At 72.6% G+C, this 19333-nt stretch carries 15 protein-coding genes; 7 read left to right on the forward strand and 8 right to left on the reverse strand.

From position 1 onward, the window contains the following. Positions 1-22: 22 nt before the first annotated feature. The gene (locus tag AC3EUJ_RS17415; RefSeq protein WP_431962221.1) at positions 23-211 is read left to right on the forward strand and encodes a bleomycin resistance protein; all 189 of its coding nucleotides are present in this window, start codon (positions 23-25) and stop codon (positions 209-211) included. A gap of 45 nt (positions 212-256) precedes the next feature. Here AC3EUJ_RS17415 and AC3EUJ_RS17420 read toward each other — a convergent pair whose 3' ends face one another. After that, complete coding sequence (locus AC3EUJ_RS17420) at positions 257-871, reverse strand: DsbA family oxidoreductase (protein ID WP_431962223.1); 615 nt, start codon at positions 869-871, stop codon at positions 257-259. Between the two features lie 111 nt (positions 872-982). Beyond that, positions 983-1861, reverse strand: coding sequence for an alpha/beta fold hydrolase (locus tag AC3EUJ_RS17425; protein WP_431962225.1), 879 nt, complete (start codon positions 1859-1861; stop codon positions 983-985). Positions 1862-1997: 136 nt separating this feature from the next. Here AC3EUJ_RS17425 and AC3EUJ_RS17430 point away from each other — a divergent pair, with 136 nt between their 5' ends. Then, the gene (locus AC3EUJ_RS17430; protein WP_431962227.1) at positions 1998-3995 is read left to right on the forward strand and encodes an AfsR/SARP family transcriptional regulator; all 1998 of its coding nucleotides are present in this window, start codon (positions 1998-2000) and stop codon (positions 3993-3995) included. Between the two features lie 75 nt (positions 3996-4070). Here the strand turns inward: AC3EUJ_RS17430 and AC3EUJ_RS17435 are convergent, their stop codons facing one another. From AC3EUJ_RS17435 to AC3EUJ_RS17450, 4 genes are all read right to left on the reverse strand, one after another. After that, complete coding sequence (locus AC3EUJ_RS17435; RefSeq protein ID WP_431962229.1) at positions 4071-4274, reverse strand: cold-shock protein; 204 nt, start codon at positions 4272-4274, stop codon at positions 4071-4073. A 239-nt stretch (positions 4275-4513) separates the two neighbouring features. Then, positions 4514-4795, reverse strand: a complete 282-nt coding sequence (locus AC3EUJ_RS17440) for a hypothetical protein (protein ID WP_488180963.1) — start codon at positions 4793-4795, stop codon at positions 4514-4516. A 123-nt stretch (positions 4796-4918) separates the two neighbouring features. Beyond that, entirely contained in the window at positions 4919-8455 is a 3537-nt protein-coding gene (locus AC3EUJ_RS17445) for a S8 family serine peptidase (RefSeq protein ID WP_431962233.1), read from the reverse strand. A gap of 201 nt (positions 8456-8656) precedes the next feature. Continuing rightward, positions 8657-10795: an alpha-galactosidase gene (locus AC3EUJ_RS17450; RefSeq protein WP_431962235.1), complete on the reverse strand. Its 2139-nt coding sequence runs from the start codon at positions 10793-10795 to the stop codon at positions 8657-8659. 178 nt (positions 10796-10973) lie between these two features. On the opposite strand from AC3EUJ_RS17450, the gene AC3EUJ_RS17455 reads away from it, so the two are divergent. From AC3EUJ_RS17455 to AC3EUJ_RS17475, 5 genes are all read left to right on the forward strand, one after another. Further along, positions 10974-12149: an ROK family transcriptional regulator gene (locus tag AC3EUJ_RS17455; protein WP_431962237.1), complete on the forward strand. Its 1176-nt coding sequence runs from the start codon at positions 10974-10976 to the stop codon at positions 12147-12149. A gap of 8 nt (positions 12150-12157) precedes the next feature. After that, entirely contained in the window at positions 12158-13471 is a 1314-nt protein-coding gene (locus tag AC3EUJ_RS17460; protein ID WP_431962239.1) for an ABC transporter substrate-binding protein, read from the forward strand. Between the two features lie 20 nt (positions 13472-13491). After that, on the forward strand, positions 13492-14460 hold the full coding sequence (locus AC3EUJ_RS17465; protein ID WP_431962241.1) for a carbohydrate ABC transporter permease: 969 nt from the start codon (positions 13492-13494) through the stop codon (positions 14458-14460). Further along, a complete protein-coding gene (locus AC3EUJ_RS17470; protein WP_431962243.1) occupies positions 14457-15383 on the forward strand; it encodes a carbohydrate ABC transporter permease in 927 nt (308 codons plus the stop codon). The genes AC3EUJ_RS17465 and AC3EUJ_RS17470 overlap by 4 nt, the downstream gene beginning before the upstream one ends. A 66-nt stretch (positions 15384-15449) precedes the next feature. Continuing rightward, the gene (locus AC3EUJ_RS17475; RefSeq protein ID WP_431962245.1) at positions 15450-17285 is read left to right on the forward strand and encodes an alpha-galactosidase D; all 1836 of its coding nucleotides are present in this window, start codon (positions 15450-15452) and stop codon (positions 17283-17285) included. A 209-nt stretch (positions 17286-17494) separates the two neighbouring features. On the opposite strand, the gene AC3EUJ_RS17480 is transcribed toward AC3EUJ_RS17475, so the two are convergent. Both AC3EUJ_RS17480 and AC3EUJ_RS17485 read right to left on the reverse strand, forming a co-directional pair. Continuing rightward, positions 17495-18781: an ATP-binding protein gene (locus tag AC3EUJ_RS17480; RefSeq protein ID WP_431962247.1), complete on the reverse strand. Its 1287-nt coding sequence runs from the start codon at positions 18779-18781 to the stop codon at positions 17495-17497. Positions 18782-18826: 45 nt separating this feature from the next. Then, positions 18827-19201: an ArsR/SmtB family transcription factor gene (locus AC3EUJ_RS17485; protein ID WP_431962249.1), complete on the reverse strand. Its 375-nt coding sequence runs from the start codon at positions 19199-19201 to the stop codon at positions 18827-18829. Positions 19202-19333: the final 132 nt, after the last annotated feature.

Raw genomic sequence — 19333 nt, forward strand, 5'->3', positions numbered from 1 at the left:
CCATGAACGAGGAGGTGCCGCCATGGACGTCCCGACCCTGGCCGGGCTCCTGCACGAGGCCGAGGAGCACCACGGCGCGTACGAGGCGGCCGCACCGGAGCACCACTGGTGGGACTGGTACGCCGCCTACCTGTTCGCCCGCGAGCAGGGGCGCACCCCCGACGAGGCCGCCCGCGAGGCCGCGGCCCACATGGAAGCGCTGCTGAAGTAGGGCACGCCGGGGCGGGCACGACGTCGTCGCGCCCGCCCCGGCGGTTCATGGGGTCAGCGCCGCGGCCCAGTCCCGGAACCACTCCCGGGGTCGCAGGCCGGCGATGCCTTGCCGCCCGGAGACCCAGGTGGGTGTGCCGCGGACGCCGTACCGCGAGGCGAGCGACCTCGACGCGGCCAGCGCGTCGGTCATCGCCGAGGAACGCCATGCGGCGCGCAGTCCGTCCGCGTTGCCGCCGGCCTTCCCGGCGAGGGAGACCAGCAGGTCCTCGGACTCGATGTCGAGGCCGTCGGCGAAGTAGGCCGCGAAGACGGCGGCGGTCGGCGGCCTCCGGATCGGTCGCGGCGAGCCACTCGTGGGCCGCCAGGGCCGGGCGCGAGTGGCCGATGCGGTCCGGCCACCGCAGCGGCAGGCCCGCGGCCTCGGCCTCCGGGCCAGGAACGAGTAACCGGGGCCGGTCCGCGGACCGGCCGGGATGCCGCCGGGGCCGATCCGGGGGTGGATCCACAGCGCGTGCCCGACCACGTGGATCCCGTGCTCGCGCAGGATCCGCGTGCGGTCCTGGGCGACGTAGCAGTAGGGGCAGATGAAGTCGAACCAGTGCTCGGCGGTCGCGATGCGCGGCGGCGAGCCGGTCCCGAGGGCTGAGGTGACGGACATCCGGTGCTCCTCACTGGGGTCCAGCAAGTTCCGTTACGATGAGTTTTTGTAACGTAATTCGCCTCGGAGTTCTTCCCGCCCCCGGCCCCCGGGCACGTGCGGAGCGAGGGCTCAGGAGGCGACGAGCGCGCGCAGTGCCGTCGCGACGAGCTCCGGGTCCTCCTCCGCCATGAAGTGGCCGCAGCCGACCGTGGTGTGCGTCAGGCCGGGGGCCCAGGCCTCCCAGACGGCGCGGGCGTCGTAGCCGAGGGCGGCGCCCCAGTCCTGCTGGAGGACCGCGACCGGCATCCGGAGCCGCCGGCCCGCGGCCCGGTCGGCGCGGTCGTGGTCGGCGTCGATCGTCGCCGAGGCGCGGTAGTCGGCCACGATCGAGGGGACGGCCGCGCGGCACGCGTCCAGGTACGCGGCGCGCACCTCGGGCGGGACGGCACCCGGAAAGCGGTTCCACGCGTCGAGGAAGTGCCCGAAGAACGCGTCCGGAGCAGCGGCGATCATCTGCTCGGGCAGCCCCGGGGGCTGGGCCATCAGGTACAGGTGGAAGGCGACGGCCGCGTCGGCGCCGTGCAGGACGTCCCACATGTCGAGGGTCGGCAGGACGTCGAGACAGGCCAGCCGGCTGACCGCGTCGGGATGGTCGAGCCCGGCCCGGAAGGCGACCAGGGCGCCGCGGTCGTGGCCGGCGAGCGCGAAGCGGTCATGGCCGAGCGCGCGGGCCAGCGCGACGACGTCCGCGGCCATGGTGCGCTTGGCGTACGTGGCGGGCCCCACGGCCGCCGGTTTGTCACTGGCACCGTAACCCCGCAGGTCGGGGCAGATCACGGTGTGGTCGGCGGCCAGGTCGGCGGCGACGTGGCGCCACATGAGATGAGTCTGCGGGAAGCCGTGCAGCAGCACGACGGGGCTGCCCGAGCCGCCGACGGCGACATTGAGGGCGACCTCGTCGGCGACGGGGACGCGGTGGTAGGTGAAGCCGGGGATGACCGGTGTCATGGTGCGTTGCTCTCGTTCCGCGGTGAGGGAGTGATGTGCCCGCCGGCGGCGGACGCTCCGAGCCTCCCGCCCGCGAATCAGCATCCGGTCAGCGCGTAGCGTGGCAGCGGGGAGGACGGCCGGAGAGGTGGGCAGCGTGCGGGTCGCGTTCGGTGTGCTCGGGCCGGTCGCCGCCTGGGACGGCGACGGCCGCGCGCTCGCGCTCAAGGGCCCGCGGCACCGGGAGGTGCTGGCGCGGCTGGTCGCGGCGCGCCGCCGCGTCGTACCCGTGAACCGCCTGGTGGCGGACCTGTGGGACGAGCCGCCGGCCGGTGCTGTGGGGTCCGTGCAGACCTTCGTCGGCGCGCTGCGCCGGGTGCTGGAACCGGAGCGGCCGCCGCGCGCCCCCGCCCGGTTGCTGGTCACCGCGGGCACCGGGTACGCGCTGCGGGCGGATCCGGAATCCGTGGACGCCTGGCGGTTCGAGGCCGCCATCGACGCCGCCGCGGCACTGCCGCCCGCGGCGGCGCTGACGCGGCTCGAAGTGGCGCTGGAACTGTGGCGCGGCCCCTCGTACGGGGAGTACGCCGACCGGGAGTGGGCCCGCGGCGAGCGTTCCCGACTCGCCGAACTGCGACTGCGGGCGGTGGAGCGGCGTGCCGAGGCACGGCTGGACCTCGGCATGGCCGCCGAGGCGGTGCCCGACCTGGACGCGCACCTGACCGAGCACCCGTGGCGGGAGGACGCCTGGCGGCTGCTGGCGCTCGCGCTGTACCGCTCGGGCCGCCAGGGGGACGCGCTCGCCGTGCTGCGCCGGGCCCGGACGATGCTGGCCCGGGGGCTGGGCCTCGACCCGGGATCTGCGCTGCGCCGCCTGGAGGCGGACATGCTCGCCCAGGACCCGCTCCTGGACCCGCCGTCGCCCGCGCCCGCCGGGCCGGTTGACACGGCCGCACGGGTGTGGGCCCGGGCGGCCGAGGCGTACGACCGCACGGTGGCTGCCGGGGCCCGTGCCCGCCTGGAGTCGACGGTCGGCCTCCTGCGCAATCTCGCGCTGACCGGGGGCGGCGGCCTGGCGGCCACCCGGGAGCACCGCCTGGCGGCCGTGGCCGCGGCGGAGGAGTCCGGCGACCCGGAGCTGACGGCCCGGGTGATCGGCGCCTACGACGTACCCGCGATCTGGACCCGCAGCGACGACCCGGAGCAGGCCCGCCGCATCGTCGCCGCCGCCGAGCGCACGCTGGCCGCCCTGCCCGCAGACGCCGCGCACGAGGCCGTGCGCTGCCGCCTGCTGGCCACGGTCGCGGTGGAGTCGCGGGGCATCCGCTCCCCGCGCGGACCGATGGCGGCGCGGCAGGCCGAGGAGGCGGCCCGCCGGCTCGACGACCCGGCGCTCCTGGCGTTCGCGCTCAACGGGGTGTTCATGCAGACGTGCACCCGGGCGGGCCTCGCGCCGCGGCGGGACACGGTCGGCGCGGAACTGGTGGCGCTGGCCCGGCGGCACGGCCTGACGACGTACGAGGTCCTCGGGCACCTGATCCGCCTCCAGGCCCGCGGCGCGCTCGCCGACTTCGCCTGGGCGGACGAGCACGCCGCGGCGGTCGACGTGCTGGCCGAGCGACACGAACTGCCCCTGGCGGGCGTGTTCACGCAGTGGTACCGGGCGCTGCGCACGGCCGCCTCCGGGGGCGGGCCACGGGCCGAGGCCGCCTACCGGGCCGCCGCCGCACGGCTGGAGGGCGCCGGGATGCCGGGTGTCGAACGTGGTTTGCTGCCGCTCGCGCTGCTCTGCCTCGACCTGGCCGACGGCACCCTCCCGGCGACACGGATCGCCGAACGCGTGGATCCGGCCGCGGACTGGGGGCCGTACCGGCCGTGGGCCGAACCCTTCCTCCTGCTGCGTGACGACCGCCGCGCCGAGGCCCTGGCGGTCCTCCGGGCCCTGCCCGAGCCGCCGCCCGATCTGCTCTACGAGGCGCTGTGCTGCCTGCAGTGCGTGCTCGCCGTCGAACTCGGCGACCGTGACCTCCTGGGGTCACTGCGGGCCCGCCTGCTGCCCGCCGCCGGCGAACTCGCGGGCGCCGGGAGCGGTCTGCTCACCGCGGGCCCGGTGGACCGCCACCTGGCCGCCGTCACCGCGGCCCTCGCCCGGTAGGCCCGGCGCCCGGGGTCCCTCAACGAGGAGGGGCCGGCACCCCGTGAGGTGCCGGCCCCTTACATCCCCGGTGGGTCAGAGGGGGAGGATGTTCTCGGCCTGCGGGCCCTTCTGGCCCTGCGTGACGTCGAAGCTCACCTTCTGGCCCTCCTGGAGCTCACGGAAGCCCTGGGTGGCGATGTTGGAGTAGTGGGCGAAGACGTCGGCGCCGCCGCCGTCCTGCTCGATGAAACCGAAGCCCTTTTCCGAGTTGAACCACTTCACGGTGCCGGTCGCCATGGGAATCTCCTTTGGGAGCAGTACACGAAGGCCGCACTTTGCGGACTTCCGTCGCCGCAATGACCCCTCCGGAAGGACCGGAAAACAAAAAATGCACCTGACGGTTACATCCCGGCAGGTGCACAAGAAGTTCATGGGTACCAAAACTGCAACGCGAAGAACCTAGCACATGCGGGGCCGCACGGCGGGAGGCCGGACCCGCCACGCGTCGGTGGCGGACCCGGCCCCGCGGTCCCCGGTCAGTAGGTGAATCGCTGAAGCCCGTTGGCCCAGGGGTTCACCAGGTAGACCGTGCGTGTGGCGGGGTCGACGAACAGGCCGCGTCGGCTGGTGAAGTCGAAGTTGGACGTGCTGAGCGTGGAGTTGACGAGGTTGGCGACGGGGTGCCGGGCGAGCACCTCGCCGGTGCCGGGGTCGAGGACGGTGATCTCACTGAGGGCGTTGTTGTCGCCGGTGGTGGCCTCCTCGTAGAGGTGGGCGACGAGGGCGACGTGGTTGCGGGTGTCGAGCACCGGCCACATGACGCCCCGGGTGCCCAGGTCGGCCGGCGCGGAGGTGGCCAGGGACTTCTGGTCGGCCGAGCGCCAGGTGCTGGTGGGGAACTCACCGGTGGTGTAGCTCGGGGTGGCGGGTCCCGCCGTGACCTACACCCGGTCGCCCTTGCCGTCGGGCAGCAGCCCGGCGGTGCAGGCCGGCATGGTGGTCAGCGGCGACACCGTGGCGGTGGTGGGGTCGACCGAAACGGCCCAGTAGGGAACGCGCCCGGACAGGCAGGGCCCCATGGTGCCGCCGGTGGCGGCGAAGAAGGTGCCGGTCGAGGTGTCGACGGAGACGCTGTTGAAGGTGCGCCCCGGGTTGTCGGGGTTGAGCGGGATCGGCGCGGAGACCTCGCCGGTGGACATGTCGACGGTCCACAGCGAGGCCACTCCCGAGACCCCGTCGAAGGTCGTCACGGCCGCCCGGTGGCGGGCCGGGTCGACGATCCCGCCCTGGAAGTAGAGTGACGTCGAGCCGGTGCCCGGGTCGAGCGCGCTGAGCCTGACGCGTTCACCGGTCGCGGTGTCGCGCAGGTCGACCTCGGGGAGCACGCCGCCGTCGAACGGCCGGTGGGCGACGAGGGTGTGCCCCGAGCCGGGGTCGGCCCCCAGCACCATCTGCATCATCGAGTTCCCGGTCTCGTGGGACACCGTGGTGCCGAGGGTGCCCTCGGAGAGCGAGTACGTGGTGGTGGCCGAGCCCTCCAGGTGGATCCAGCCGTCGTCGCCCTCGGCGAAGTCGTCGGTGGCGATCAGCGCCTTGCCGTCGCTGACCTCGAAGTTCTCCAGGGTGCCGGAGACCGTGTCGCCGTCCAGGTACTGCACGAACGACGTGGGCGAGGCCTGCCCGATCGGCTTGCCGGCGCGGGTGGGCAGGATCCGGACCGGGTACTGCAGACCGGTGGGGAGGCCGAGGGCCCTGAGGTCGAGCACCGTCCGTCCCTTCACCGACGGCAGGGGCCGGAAGAGGGTGGAGGCGTGGTCGACGCCGTTGTCGTCGCGGCCGCTGCCGTTCTGGTTGGTGGCGGTGTTGAGCGCCCCGTACAGGGTGGGCGCCGGGGTGAGGAACTCGATGGCCGCGCCGTCGGCGTGCCGCACCGAGGAGGCGTCCCAGGAGACCGTCAGCCTAGGCTCCGGCCGGGACAGCTCAAGGGTGTGGGCCGTGGCGGACTTCCCCTGCCCCAGCAGCGGTGCCTGCGGCCGCTGGTCGGCGCCCGGCCCGACGCGCAGTGCGCGGAATTCCCCGAAGACCTGGCCGTCGTAGAGCGTGACGCCGATGCCGTACAGGCCGGCGCCACCCGGCTCGAAGGCGGAGGCGGGGATGGTCACCGTGCCCTTGGTGCCGGTGAGCGGGGTGCGCCACTGGGCACGCCACTTGTCGCTGGTGGTGAAGGGCGTCCAGTGACCGACCGAGGAGAGCACCAGCTCGGGAGCGGTCGCGTCCCGCAGGCCGGTGAGGTCGTAGTGCACGGTGACGGGCTTGCCCAGCGGGGACGAGCCCGGAGCGGTCGGGGCCTTCGGCTGCACATAGGTGCCGTCGGCCGCGCCGAGGGTCAGCCGCCGACCGGCCGAGGCCACCACCTTGCCCCCGGAGAGCGCCTCGAAGGTCACCTGCACGGTGCGCGGTTCGTCGGAGGCGAAGGGCAGTCCGGCGGCGGCCAGCAGCTCCCGCGGCAGGACCCGCAGGCTGGGACCGGCGGACGGGATCGTGCCGTGGTCGCCGACGCGCAGACGGTATGTCAGCTTCCGGTGTCCCCCGGTGAGGTCGAGGCCGAACGTGATGGGCGAGACCGCGTTCTGCCCCGACGGGTTGCCCCAGGCGTCCGCCGGGCCCGCCAGGTCGATGGCGGAGGGATCGGTGGCCTCGACGAAGGAGGTCGTCGGGCTCACCGACAGCAGCTGGCGCTCGGCGACGGAGAGCCGCACCGCCGCCGAGGTGAGGGAATGGCGCCTGGCGAGCACCTTCTCCACCGCCGCGGTCATGTCCAGCTGTGGCCCCATCCGCAGTTCCCGGTCGGCCTGCGGCGGCTGGGCGATCGGGCGGCCGGTGTCCACCAGCAGCTTCCTGACCTCCCGCGGGCTGAGCTTCTGCCCGGTCGCCTCGGCGGCCGCCAGGACGTTGGCCGCCGCGGCGGCGATCATCGGGGCCGAGGCCGAGGTGCCGCCGTTGAGCACCACGCCGGGTCCGTCCGGAGTGTGGATCAGCGAGGGCAGGTTGTCGCCCGGTGCGGCCAGGTCGATCCGGCTGCCGAACCCCGAGGAGTAGCCGGCGGACCCGTTGTAGCGGGTCGTCGGGTAGACGGCGGTCCGTACGTCGTCCGAGCTGAGGGTGTCGTCGACGGTGGTGCCCCCGGCCGCGATCACCCCGGTGTCACGGACCAGGGTGGGCGTGGTGGTGGGGGCGACGTCGTCGATGGAGGTCTGTGAACCGGGGCGCGACGTCACGTCGGTCGGGGTGCTGCCGCCGTCGGGACCGACGGACACCGGCAGGCCCAGGCGGGTGCCGTCGTTGGACGACACGACCACCACGATTCCCGAGTCCACGATGGAGCGCAGGGTGTCCCGGATCTCCGGGTCGTCCTCCAGCCACCGCGAGGGGAAGCCGATCGAGCCGTCCGTGCCGAAGCCGAGGCTCGCCGTGATGACGTCCGGCCGGGGCTTCTGGGCGGCCGCGGCCCGCAGCGCGGCCGCGATGCCCGTGGCCGAGGGCTCCTCGGGGACGACGAGGCGGTACTGCGCGCCGGGCGCGATGCCCAGAAGGTCGGTGGCGCCGCTCCCGGTGGCCTCCGGGCGCTGCCGGTCGTGCGGCAGCGGGGCCATCATGGAGAAGTCGAGCAGCACCTCGGCGAGGTTGGGGTCCTGTCCCTCGATGGCGCCGGCCGGGTCGAGGCGGCCGTTGTTGTCGCTGGTGTAGGTCGGTATGAGCGGCAGGGAGGGGAAGTCCAGGTAGCGCTTGCCGTCACGGAGCACCGTGGTGGGGCCGTTGAGGCGCACGTAATCGTCGCCCGCGTCGGCCATGCCCTGGTCGGTGAGGTCGCCGAGCGACACGTTGGTGACGACCTGGCCCTGACCGGGCAGCGCGTCGAGGTACCGGGCGGTGTCCCGGAAAGCACCCACGGCGTTGACGCCGCCCGCGTTGAGGTAGGACTGGAAGGACGTCGTGAGCCCCTCGTTGGCGGGCAGGTCCTCGGCGGCGGTGGAGGGGACGACGGTGCGGGCCGCGCTGCGGTCGCCGAGGCCGTCGATGGCCTCGCGGACCGCCTTCGGGAGCGGGACGGCACCGGAGTTCATGGTCCGGGGGCGTACCGCGGAGCGGGCGCCCGTCGACGCGCCCACGGCGTACGGCGTCAACGCGGCGGCGTCGGCCCGGCGCTGGAGGATCTCCGCGGACGGGGTCAGGGAGCCGCCGAACGCGCTGCGGCCCTTGGTAACGGCGACGGGGAAGGCCCGGATGGTGCCGTCCTTGCGGGTCAGGGTGCCCGACCCGTCGTCGGACCAGCGCAGCACCGAGCCGTCGGCGAGGGTGAGGGAGTGGGCCGCGGGGGCCCCGTGGGCCGCGGACCGGGACGCCGGGGCGTCCGGATCCGCGGCGTGGGCGACGGAAGGCGCGGCGATCGTGGACAACAGGGCGGCGAGCGCCGTCAAACGCGCTCGTCTGAAGCGGTGGGACATGCAACGCCCTTCGATGATCGGGAGAGGAACGTGCAGAGCGCCGACGGGACTTCGGGACGGACGGGCGGACGGAGCTCACCTTGACGGTGCCACGTCACGCGGGACAAGCTCCGGCAGCTGCGGGTTTGCGCAGTTGCCCACATGCGCGTGGCGCGGCACGGCCAGGCCGGGTGGTCACGCGCCGTCCCGCTCCGCGACGCGGACCAGGTGCACCGCCGTGCTGGCCCAGTCCCCGGACGGCAGATCGAGCGCGAGCCCGTAGCCGCCGAGCACGGCGGCGTGGTGCACGTTCCCGGTGCGCGTGTCCCGGTAGCGGGCCCCGGGTGTGAGGCCGCCCAGCCGCACCGGTCCCCGCGGGCCGCCGTGCCGCTGGACGCGCTGCCAGGCGAGCAGCAGCGCCTCGCTCCCGTCGTGCGCGGCGTACTCCACCACGGTGGGGCCCTCGTCCGCGGGACCGCGCAGCCGGTGCAGCTCGCCGTGCTGGACGAGGTGGCGGACCCGCTTGTACTGGGCCACCAGCCCGGCGCCTTCGGCCAGTTCCTCCTCGGACCAGCGGGTGAGGTCACCGCCGATGCCGAGCAGCCCCGCCATCGCGACGTGGAAGCGGAAGCGCAGCGGCACCGTGCGGTGCGTCAGCTGGTTCGGCACGTCGGTCACCCAGGCGGCCATGGTGCGAGCGGGGTAGACCTGGCCGTAGCCGTGCTGGATCGCCACGCGGTCGGCGGCGTCGGTGTTGTCCGAGGGCCACGCCTGGTCGGTACGGGAGAGGATGCCGAGGTCCACCCGGCCCCCGCCGCCGCTGCAGGACTCGATCCGCAGCCGCGGGTGGTCGGCGCGGAGCCGGTCGATCACCCCGTAGAGGTTGTGCACATAGCCCGTCCACAGCCGGTCGGCCCCGTCGTCACGGCCGGGCCAGCCTGCCTCGCTGAAGGCGCGGTTCATGTCCCACTTGAGGAAGTCGACACCGTTGGCGGCGACGAGCCGGGTGAGCCAGCCGTACGCCCAGTCGGCGACGTCCTGCCGCGCGAAGTTGAGGACCAGCTGGTTGCGCAACTCGGTCCTGGCGCGGTGCGGGACGTGCAGCACCCAGTCCGGGTGCTCGCGGTACAGGTGGCTGTCGGGGTTGACCATCTCCGGCTCGACCCAGAGGCCGAAGCGCATCCCGAGCCGGTGCACCTCGTCGGCGAGGGGGCCGAGCCCTGCGGGGAAGCGGTCGGCGGCCGGGGTCCAGTCGCCGAGTCCGGCACGGTCGTCGCGCCGTGCCCCGAACCACCCGTCGTCGACGACGTAGAGCTCCACGCCGAGCGCGGCGGCACGGGCGGCGAGCGCCATCTGGCCGGGCTCGTCGACGTCGAAGCCGGTGGCCTCCCAGGAGTTGTAGAGCACCGGCGCGATCTCCCGCGGGTGCGGCAGGACATGGGCCAGGGTGTGGGCGTGCCAGGCGCGGCTGGCGGCACCGAAGCCCCCGTCGGTGCACACGGCGGCGAAGCCCGGAGTGGTGAACTCCTCGCCCGGGGCGAGCGGCACGCTCGTCCCGTCGTGCCCGGCGCCACCGGTGAAGCCGGCCCGCCCGTCGGGAGTGCGCTGCGCGGTGATCCGCCAACTGCCGCTCCAGGCGAGCGCGGCGCTCCACACCCGGCCGTGGGTCTCGGTGGCGTCGCCCGCGTCGAGCATCACCCAGGGGTTGGCGTGGTGGCTGGTGATGCCGCGGCGGCTGGTCAGCACGGTCTCGCCGTACGGCAGCCGTTCCCGCCGCAGTTGGCTCTCCGCCGACCACTGGCCGGTGACATGGCTGAGCCGGTAGTCGGGCAGGGGCGGCAGGGTCCAGGCCGCGGAATCGGCGCGGAGCACGGTGAGTTTCCGCTCGCCCGCGTTGCGCAGGACGGTGTGCCGCTCGATGACATCGCTGTCGTCGTGCACACGGTAGCGGAGGGTGACCTCCAGCGGGTGGACGCGGTCGCGGAACCGAAGCGACAGCTCGCTCACACCAGGCGCCGGCTCCCGCACGTCATGCCCCGTCGGCAGCCACTCGAAGGCCCGGGTCCCGTCGGCGAAGCGGACCTGGAGCGACGGCGGCCCGAAGCGCGCTCCGCCGTCGACGGGGAGCTCCTCGCCCACGGGGGACCGGCCCTCGAAGCTGCTCGCGTCCGGCCCCGGGGGGACGGCGAGTTCCGCCGCCTCCTCGAGGGTCAGCCGCGGGCCCCAGGCGACGTGGCAGGGCGCACCGGTCGCGTCGATGTGCAGCGCGTACGACGTGCGCGGGGTGCTCAGCAGCCAGATCCCGGTGTCCGGGGCATGGGAGATCACGGGCATGGGTCCTCACGTTCAGTGGCGCCGGGAGACAGGCGGCAGCCAATCCTTACCTTGGATCAGATGTCAACACCCACCAGGATTTGGCGTTTGCAAGTTGACAGACCCTCACAGGGACAACTTCCCAGGATCCTTGCTTCTTTTATTGACAGCAGAAAAGAACCCACCTAGGTTCCCGGCCATGCCCTCGATCCCTCCGGGGGAGGCGTTCCCGGCCCACACCCCGGCCGCCTCCCAGATCTTCACCACCGTCCTGTGCCACGGTCCGCTCACCCGCACCGGGATCGCCAAGCGGGCCGGACTGTCGGCGGCCGCGGTCACCAAGGCGGTCCGGCCGCTGATCGAGGCCGGCTACCTCGTCGAGGACGTGGACGAGGAAGCGCGTCCCTCCCTGGGGCGACCGGCCAACCCCGTGCGGGTGGACGGCGGCCGGGCGCTGTTCATCGGCCTCAAGATCACCGGGGACGAGATCATCGGCGTGCTCACCGACCTGTGCTGCCGGATCCGTACCTCCCGCCACATGCCGCTGGCCGCCCCCGACCCCAGGGCCGTCCTGGCGTCGGCGGCGGCGCTCGTACACGAACTGCTCGCGGAGGCGGACGGTTTCGGGGTCCCCGTCAGTGGCCTGGGCATCGCGGTCTCCGGTGACGTGGACCGGGCCGGTGGCGTGGTGCGCTACTCGCCCTTCCTCGACTGGCGCGACATCCCGCTGGCCGAGCTGGCGCGGATGACCACGGGCCTGCCCGTCACCGTCGACAACGACGTCAGGGCGCTCACCGTCGCAGAGCAGTGGTTCGGCGCCGGGGTGGGCCTGTCCGACTTCGCCGTGGTGACGGTCGGTGCCGGCATCGGCTGCGGTCTCGTCGTGCACGGACGGGTGGTCTCCGGCGCGTACGGGGTCGCCGGTGAGATCGGGCACCTGTCCATCGACCCGGCGGGGCCGCTGTGCCACTGCGGCAACCGCGGCTGTGTGGAGGCGATCGCCGCGGACCCGGCGATCGTCCGCGCGGTCAGCGAGGCGACGGGCACCCCCGTGGCCGACGCCGCCGAGGCATTGCGACTGGCCCACGGCGGCGACCCGGGGGCCAGGGAGGTGTACGCGCGGGCCGGAGAGGCGATCGGACGGGCCATCGGATCGGTGGCCAACCTCTTCGGCCCGGAGCGCGTGATCATCTCGGGCGAGGGCCTGGTGGCCCACGACCTGTTCGCCGACCAGATCCTCGAGGCGTTCGCCGCCTCCGCCTTCGGCACCGCCGGGCAGTGCGACCTGCGGACCCGGCCGCTGCCCTTCGAGGAGTGGGCGCGCGGGGCCGCGGCCACCGCGATCCAGTCCTTCATCAGATCAGACACGTTCTAGGAGTAGCGATGACGCTGCAGAGCCGCACCGTCCTGACCGCGCGTCAGCCAAGCCGCCGCACCGTGGTCGGCGGGCTGTTCGGGCTCGGAGCCGCGGCGCTTGCCGCCCCCGTCCTCACCGCCTGCGGCGGGGGAGCGGCGGCCGACCCCAAGACGGTGAGCTTCGGGTCCAACGGGGCCGACGCCACGCCCAAGTCCGCCTACGCCGCGGTGACCAAGGCCTTCGCCAAGGAGAGCGGCCTGACGGTCAAGACCAACACCGTCGACCACGACAGCTTCCAGAAGAGCATCTCCAGCTACCTGCAGGGCACCCCGGACGACGTCTTCACCTGGTTCGCCGGCTACCGCATGCAGTACTTCGCCAAGAAGGGCCTCGCCACCCCCCTCGACGACGTGTGGGAGAAGATAGGCGGCGGCTTCAGCGAGGCCACCAAGCAGCTCTCCCGTGGCGAGGACGGCAAGTTCTACTTCGTCCCGCTGTACAACTACCCCTGGGGCGTCTTCTACCGGAAGAGCCTGTTCAAGGAGCGCGGCTACACCGTCCCCCGCACCTGGTCCGAGTTCACCGCGCTCGCCAAGCGGATGAAGAAGGACGGCCTCTCCCCGATCGCCTCCGGCTACGGCGGCGGCGACGCCTGGAGCATCCTCGGCGCCTTCGACTACCTCAACCTGAGGGCCAACGGATACGAGTTCCACATGTCGCTGATGCGCGGCGAGGTCTCCTGGACCGACAAGCGCGCCGCCACCACCCTCGACCTGTGGCGCGAGATCAGCCCGTACTACCAGCAGGGCGCCGGCGGGCGCTCGTGGCAGGACGCGGCCCAGTCGCTGCTGGACAAGAAGTCCGGCATGGCGGTCATCGGCCTCTTCCTCGGCCAGCAGGTCTCCGACGAGGCGCTCCGCGCCGACATCGACTTCTTCCCCTTCCCCGAGATCGACCCGGCCAACGGGCAGGACGCCGTCGAGGCGCCCACGGACGGCTTCATGCTCAGCCGCCGCCCCAAGAACGAGAAGGGCGCCAAGCAGCTCCTTGAGTTCCTCGGCAGCGCCAAGGCCGAGAGCCTCTACATGGGCGTCGACCCCAGCAACGTGGCCGTCAACGCCCAGGCCGACACGGGCTCCTACAACCCGCTGCAGAAGAAGTCGGCCGAACTCATCGCCTCCGCCAAGCACATCACCCAGTTCGCCGACCGCGACAGCGACCCCGGCTTCATCTCCACGGTCGTCCTGCCCGGACTCACCCAGTGGCTCGGCCACCCGGACGACGGCTCGGCCCTGCTGAAGCGCATCGAGTCGCAGCGCTCGCGCTTCTTCACCTCCTGACCGGACCGGGAAGGTTCACCGTGCCCTCCGCGTCCCCCACCGCACCCCCCGCCCCCGGGCCGAAGGCCCCCGACACCGGGACGCCCCGGCGCCGCCCCCGCCGGCTCGGCGGCGGTGACCGGCTCTTCCTCGCGGTCGTCGTCGGCGTGCCGCTCCTCGCCCTCCTGGTCTTCGTCTGGCTGCCCGCACTGGCCTCCATGGGCCTGTCGTTCACCAGCTGGGACGGCATCCACCTGTCCGACATCCACTGGGTCGGGGTCGACAACTACCACCAGATCCTCACCAACTACCCGCCGTTCTGGCCGGCGGTGCGGCACAACGTCATCTGGATGGTCTTCACGGCGCTGCTGCCCACCCCGTTCGGGATCTTCCTCGCCTATCAGCTCGACCGGAAGCTCCGCTTCACCCGGGTCTACCAGACGGCGATCTTCCTGCCGATGGTGCTCTCCCTGGCCGTGGTCGGCCTCATCTGGGAGATCATCTACAACCCCGACACGGGCCTGCTGGACGGCATCGTGGGCGCGGTGTCCCCCGGCCACCACATCGACTGGCTGGGGGACCCCGACCTGAACCTGTGGGCCGTCCTGGTCGCCTCGGCCTGGCGGCACACCGGCTACATCATGATCCTGTACCTGGCCGGGCTGAAGGGCTTCGACCCGGCCCTGAAGGAGGCCGCCGCCCTCGACGGCGCCAACGGCCGCCAGACCTTCCTGAAGGTGGTCTTCCCCGCCCTCAAGCCGGTCAACGTCATCATCCTGGTCGTCACCGTCATCGAGTCCCTGCGGGCCTTCGACGTCGTCTACGTGCTCGGCGGCGGCGTCGGCAGCAAGCCCGGCATGGAACTGCTGTCGCTGCTGATCACCGACAACATCATCGGCGAGTCCAGCCACATCGGTTACGGCTCCGCCCTCGCGGTCGTCCTGCTCCTGGTCTCCCTCGCCGCCATCGGGACCTTCCTCGTCCAGAACTTCCGCAAGGAGGACCGGTGACCACGACCGCCACCGCGCCCGTCACCCCGGCCCGCCCCCGCCACGAGCCGCCGCCCGGCGGCGCCGCGTCCAACCCCCCGCGGCAGACCGGCAGGCACCTGATGCTCGCCACGATCGCACTGCTGTGGCTGCTGCCGCTGCTGTGGGCCGTCTACACCTCGCTGCGCCCCTACGCGGACACCAGCAAGCACGGCTACCTGTCCTGGCCGCGCGGCATCAGTCTGCAGAACTACACCGACGCCTGGAACCAGTCCGGCATGCCGCACTTCTTCTGGAACTCGGTCCTGATCACCGTCCCCTCCGTCCTGGGCACCCTGCTGTTCTCCGCGGCGGTCGCCTTCTTCGTCTCCCGCTTCGACTTCCGCTGGAACATCGCGCTGCTGATGCTCTTCACCGCGGGCAACCTGCTGCCCGCGCAGGTGCTCATCACCCCGCTCTACCGGCTCTACCTGCTGGTCCCGCTGCCGGCGTGGATGAGCGACTCCCTGCTCCTGTACAACTCGACCTGGGGCATCATCGCCATCCACATCGCCTACCAGTGCGGCTTCTGCACCTTCGTGCTGAGCAACTACATGAAGACGATCCCGGGGGAGATCACCGAGGCCGCCCTCGTCGACGGCGCCCAGGTGTGGCGGCAGTTCTTCCAGATCGTCCTGCCGCTGTGCCGGCCGGCCTTCGCCGCGCTGGCCACCCTGGAGTCGATCTGGATCTACAACGACTTCTTCTGGCCGCTCGCCCTCATCGAGACGGGCGACAAACGCCCCATCACCTCCGCCCTGGCCAATCTGCAGGGCCAGTACTTCACCAACCCCAACCTCATCGCCGCCGGTGCCCTGATGACCGCCGTGCCCACCCTGCTGGTGTACTTCGCGCTGCAGCGGCAGTTCATCAGCGGCCTGACCATCGGCTCGGGCAAGGGCTGACGCCTCAAGGCCCGGGACACCCACCCGCACCGCAACCGCCGTACCCCATCCCAGGAGGTCCGACCCATGAGGTCACCCTCGCGCTCCACCCTGCCCTCGACCGCCGCCAGGACACTGCTCGTCCTGGCCCTCACCGCCGGCGTGTCGGCCGCCGTCCCCGCCGCCCAGGCGACCGGCCCCGGAAGCGTGGCCGCAGCCCCCGCCGCCTCGCACACCACCGCGCACCAGGTCGCCGCCAAGCCCTACATGGGCTGGTCGAGTTGGAGCATGCAGTCCTCGAAGTACCCCGGACTCAACCCCACCGGGGACTACAGCTACCTCACCGAGGCGAACGTCCTCAAGCAGGCCGACGCCATGGCCGCCAAGCTGAAGAAGTACGGCTACAGCTACGTCAACCTCGACGCCGGCTGGTGGCGCGACCAGTCCTGGAAGCCCGAGTTCGACGCGTACGGCCGGCAGACCCCCGACCCCGAGCGCTTCCCGCGCGGCATGAAGGCGGTAGCCGACCACATCCACGCCAAGGGCCTCAAGGCCGGCATCTACCTGCCCGTCGGCCTGGAGAAGGAGGGGTACGGCGACGGCAAGGTGCCGATCTGGAACACCCCCGACTGCACCACCGCCGACATCGTCTACGACGACCTGCGCACCACCAACGGCTGGGACAGCTCCTACAAGATCGACTTCTCGAACCCCTGCGCGCAGAAGTACGTCGACTCGCAGGCGCGGATGCTGGCCGACTGGGGCTACGACTTCCTGAAGATCGACGGCGTCGGTCCCGGGTCCTTCAAGAGCGGCGACAACTACGACAACCGCGCCGACATCGCCGCCTGGCAGAAGGCCATCGCCGCCACCGGGCGCCCCATCCACCTCGAGCTGTCCTGGTCGCTGGACATCGGCCACGTCGCCGACTGGAAGAAGTACTCCAACGGCTGGCGCATCGACACCGACGTCGAGTGCTACTGCGACACCCTCGTCAGCTGGGAGAACTCGGTCGACGACCGCTTCGACGACGCCGCCGCCTGGAGCCGGCACGGCGGTCCCGGCGGCTGGAACGACCTCGACTCCCTCGACGTCGGCAACGGGCCCATGGACGGCCTCACCAAGGCCGAGCGGCAGACCTACATGACGCTCTGGGCCATCGCCAAGTCCCCGCTCTACACCGGTGACGACCTCACCCGCCTCGACGACTACGGGCTGTCCCTGCTGACCAACCGCGAGGTCATCGCCCTCAACCAGTCCAGCACCCCGCCGGCCCGCCCCGTCACCCCCTCCGACGGACAGCAGGTCTGGGCCGCGAAGAACGCCGACGGGAGCTACACCGTCGCCCTGTTCAACCTCGGCGACGCCCCCGCCGCCGTGACCGCGGACTGGACCTCACTGGGCTTCTCCGGCCGCGCCTTCGTCCGCGACGTGTGGAACCACGAGAACCTCGGCACGTACAAGGACAAGGTCACCAAGTCCCTCCCCGCGCACGGCTCACGCCTGTTCACCGTCACCCCGCACGGCCCCGCCCAGCCCACGACCGGATACGAGGCCGAGGCCCCGGGCAACACCCTGTCCGGCAACGCCTCGCTGGCCGACTGCGGCGCCTGCTCCGGCGGCCGCAAGGCCGGCAACCTCTACCTCGGGGGCTCGCTCCGCTTCAACGACGTCGTGGTGAGCAAGCCCGGCACCTACATGGTCAAGGTCGCCTACGTGAGCGGCGACGCGCGCACGGTCCAGGTCTCCGCCAACGGCGGCGGTGCCACCGGCCACAAGTTCCCCTCCACGGGCGACTGGGGCACCGTCGAGACGGTCAGCCTCCCCGTCACGCTCGAGGCGGGAGCCAACACCATCACCTTCGACAGCGGCTCCTCGTACGCCCCGGACATCGACCGGATCGATGTGCCCAAGTTGTCCTGACCCCCGTGGGGCCCGGCGAACGCCGGGCCCCACGGGGCCGGAGGACGGGACGGGCCGGCAGACACGGACGGGGGAGCGCGTATCTGCCGACCCACCGTCACCATAGGGCCCTCAAGGGGGCCGCCGCCCACGCATCGGGGATGTCCGCCGGTTTCGGCCACGAACCCGGCCGGGAGCCGCCACCCCCTTTCCGCCGTGCCCTGCGTGCCTCACACGCGGGCGGCGGAGCGCAGGTCATGGTCGAAGGCGCGAATGTCCTCGGCCGTGAGGGTGGTGCGGGTGCGGGCGACCGCCTGCAGGTAGTCCTCGGTGCGGTGTGTCAGGTCCGCCGCGGTGCGCGGGTCCGTCGCCAGGTGCCGCTCGAAGGCGGTCTGCGCGGCGGCCTGAGCCGCGTACTCGATGTCCGCCGGGGTGAAGCGGTCGCTGGCCTCGACGAGTGCGTCCAGGTCGATGTCCGCCACCCGGTCCGGCCCGATGTAGCGGATCCAGATGGCCCGGCGGGCCGCGGCGTCGGGCGGGCCGACCGGGATCAGGAAGTCGAAGCGGCCCGGCCGCAGGAAGGCCGGGTCCAGCGAGCGCACCGCGTTGGTCGCGCAGATCAGCAGCCGGCGCTCGCCGCGCCGGAACTGCGGGATGAGCTTGAGCAACTCGTTGGTCACCCGGTGGGCCAGCGTGGACGGGTCCTGCCGCTCCGAGGCGATCTCCTCCGCCTCGTCGAAGAAGAGCACCACCTGCTCAAGGTGCTCGACCCGGGCGAAGAGCCGCCGCAGCCCGTCCGCCACGCCGTGCGCGTCCTCGGCCAGCTGGTACGGCAGCACCTCGATGAACGGCCATGCCAGCCGGGAGGCCACGGCCTTGGCGAAGGTCGTCTTGCCCGTGCCCGGCGGACCGAACAGGACCACCGCACGCGGCGGCACCAGGTGGTAGCGCTCCGCCACCTCCGGGTTCTCCAGCGGCAGCACCAGCCGTCGTTCGATCAGTGTCTTCTCCGCGGCCATGCCCGCGATGCGGTCCCACAGGCCCCCCTCCGGAACCACGCCGCCGAGCTGGTCGAGCAGCGTGGCCTGCGCGGAGTCGGCGGACAGCACCTTCTCGAAGTAGCCCAGCCCCGGGCGGAAGGAGTAACCGGAGTTCCTGAACGCCTGCTCACCGACCTCGCCCGCGGGAAGCAGCGCCCCGATCCGGCGCACCCCCACCTGGCCGAGGCTGTCCTCCAGGGCGGCCAGCAGCGCCGAACCCACCCCGTGGTGCCGCCACTGGCGGGCGATGGCCAGCCGCAGCACCCAGGCCCGCTCCTGGGCCGTCGAGGACACCGCCGAGCCCACGACGCGGTCGCCGACCATCGCCACCACGGCCGGCGCCCGCGCGCGCAGCGCCCCGACCACCTCCGCCAGCGTCACCGCGGGGTCCTCGGCCGTGTCGCGCGACTCCTCCCAGATGCGCACGACCTGGTCCAGGTCACCCTCCTCCAGATCACGAACCCGCCAAGGCGTCATCGCGCTCACCTCCCGACCATTCTGGCCCAGGCGGCGCCTGAGCGCTCAGCCGGCGGGGCGGCCGGCCTCCTCCTCCGCACGCGCGGGCGGGGCGTCGGCCTGGCGGAGTTCGGCGAGCAGTTCGGTCTGGCCCGCGAGGAGTTCGGTGAGGATGCGGCGGGCCGCGCGCAGGAGTTCGGCGACGTCCCCGCCGGCGAGGGCGTAGCTGACGGTGGAGCCCTCGCGTATCGACACCACGATGCCGGACCGGCGCAGCACCGCGAGCTGCTGCGACAGATTGGAGGGTTCGATCTCGATCTCGTTCAGCAGGTCCCGCACCGGCACCGGGCCGTTCTGGAGCAGCTCCAGGACCCGGATCCGCACGGGGTGCCCGAGCATGCGGAAGAACTCCGCCTTGGCCTGGTACAGGGGTACCTGCATCGTCCGATCGCTCCTGCCCGGTTTCCGACGGCCTTCCCGCGTCGCGCCGGCGGCCGCTCCCGCTGCCGCCGGCGCGACGCCGCGTCCAATCCTTCCCCCTCCGGGGCACGTGCGCCGGCGTGCTTGTGCGCA

The organism is Actinacidiphila sp. bgisy160, assembly GCF_057707815.1.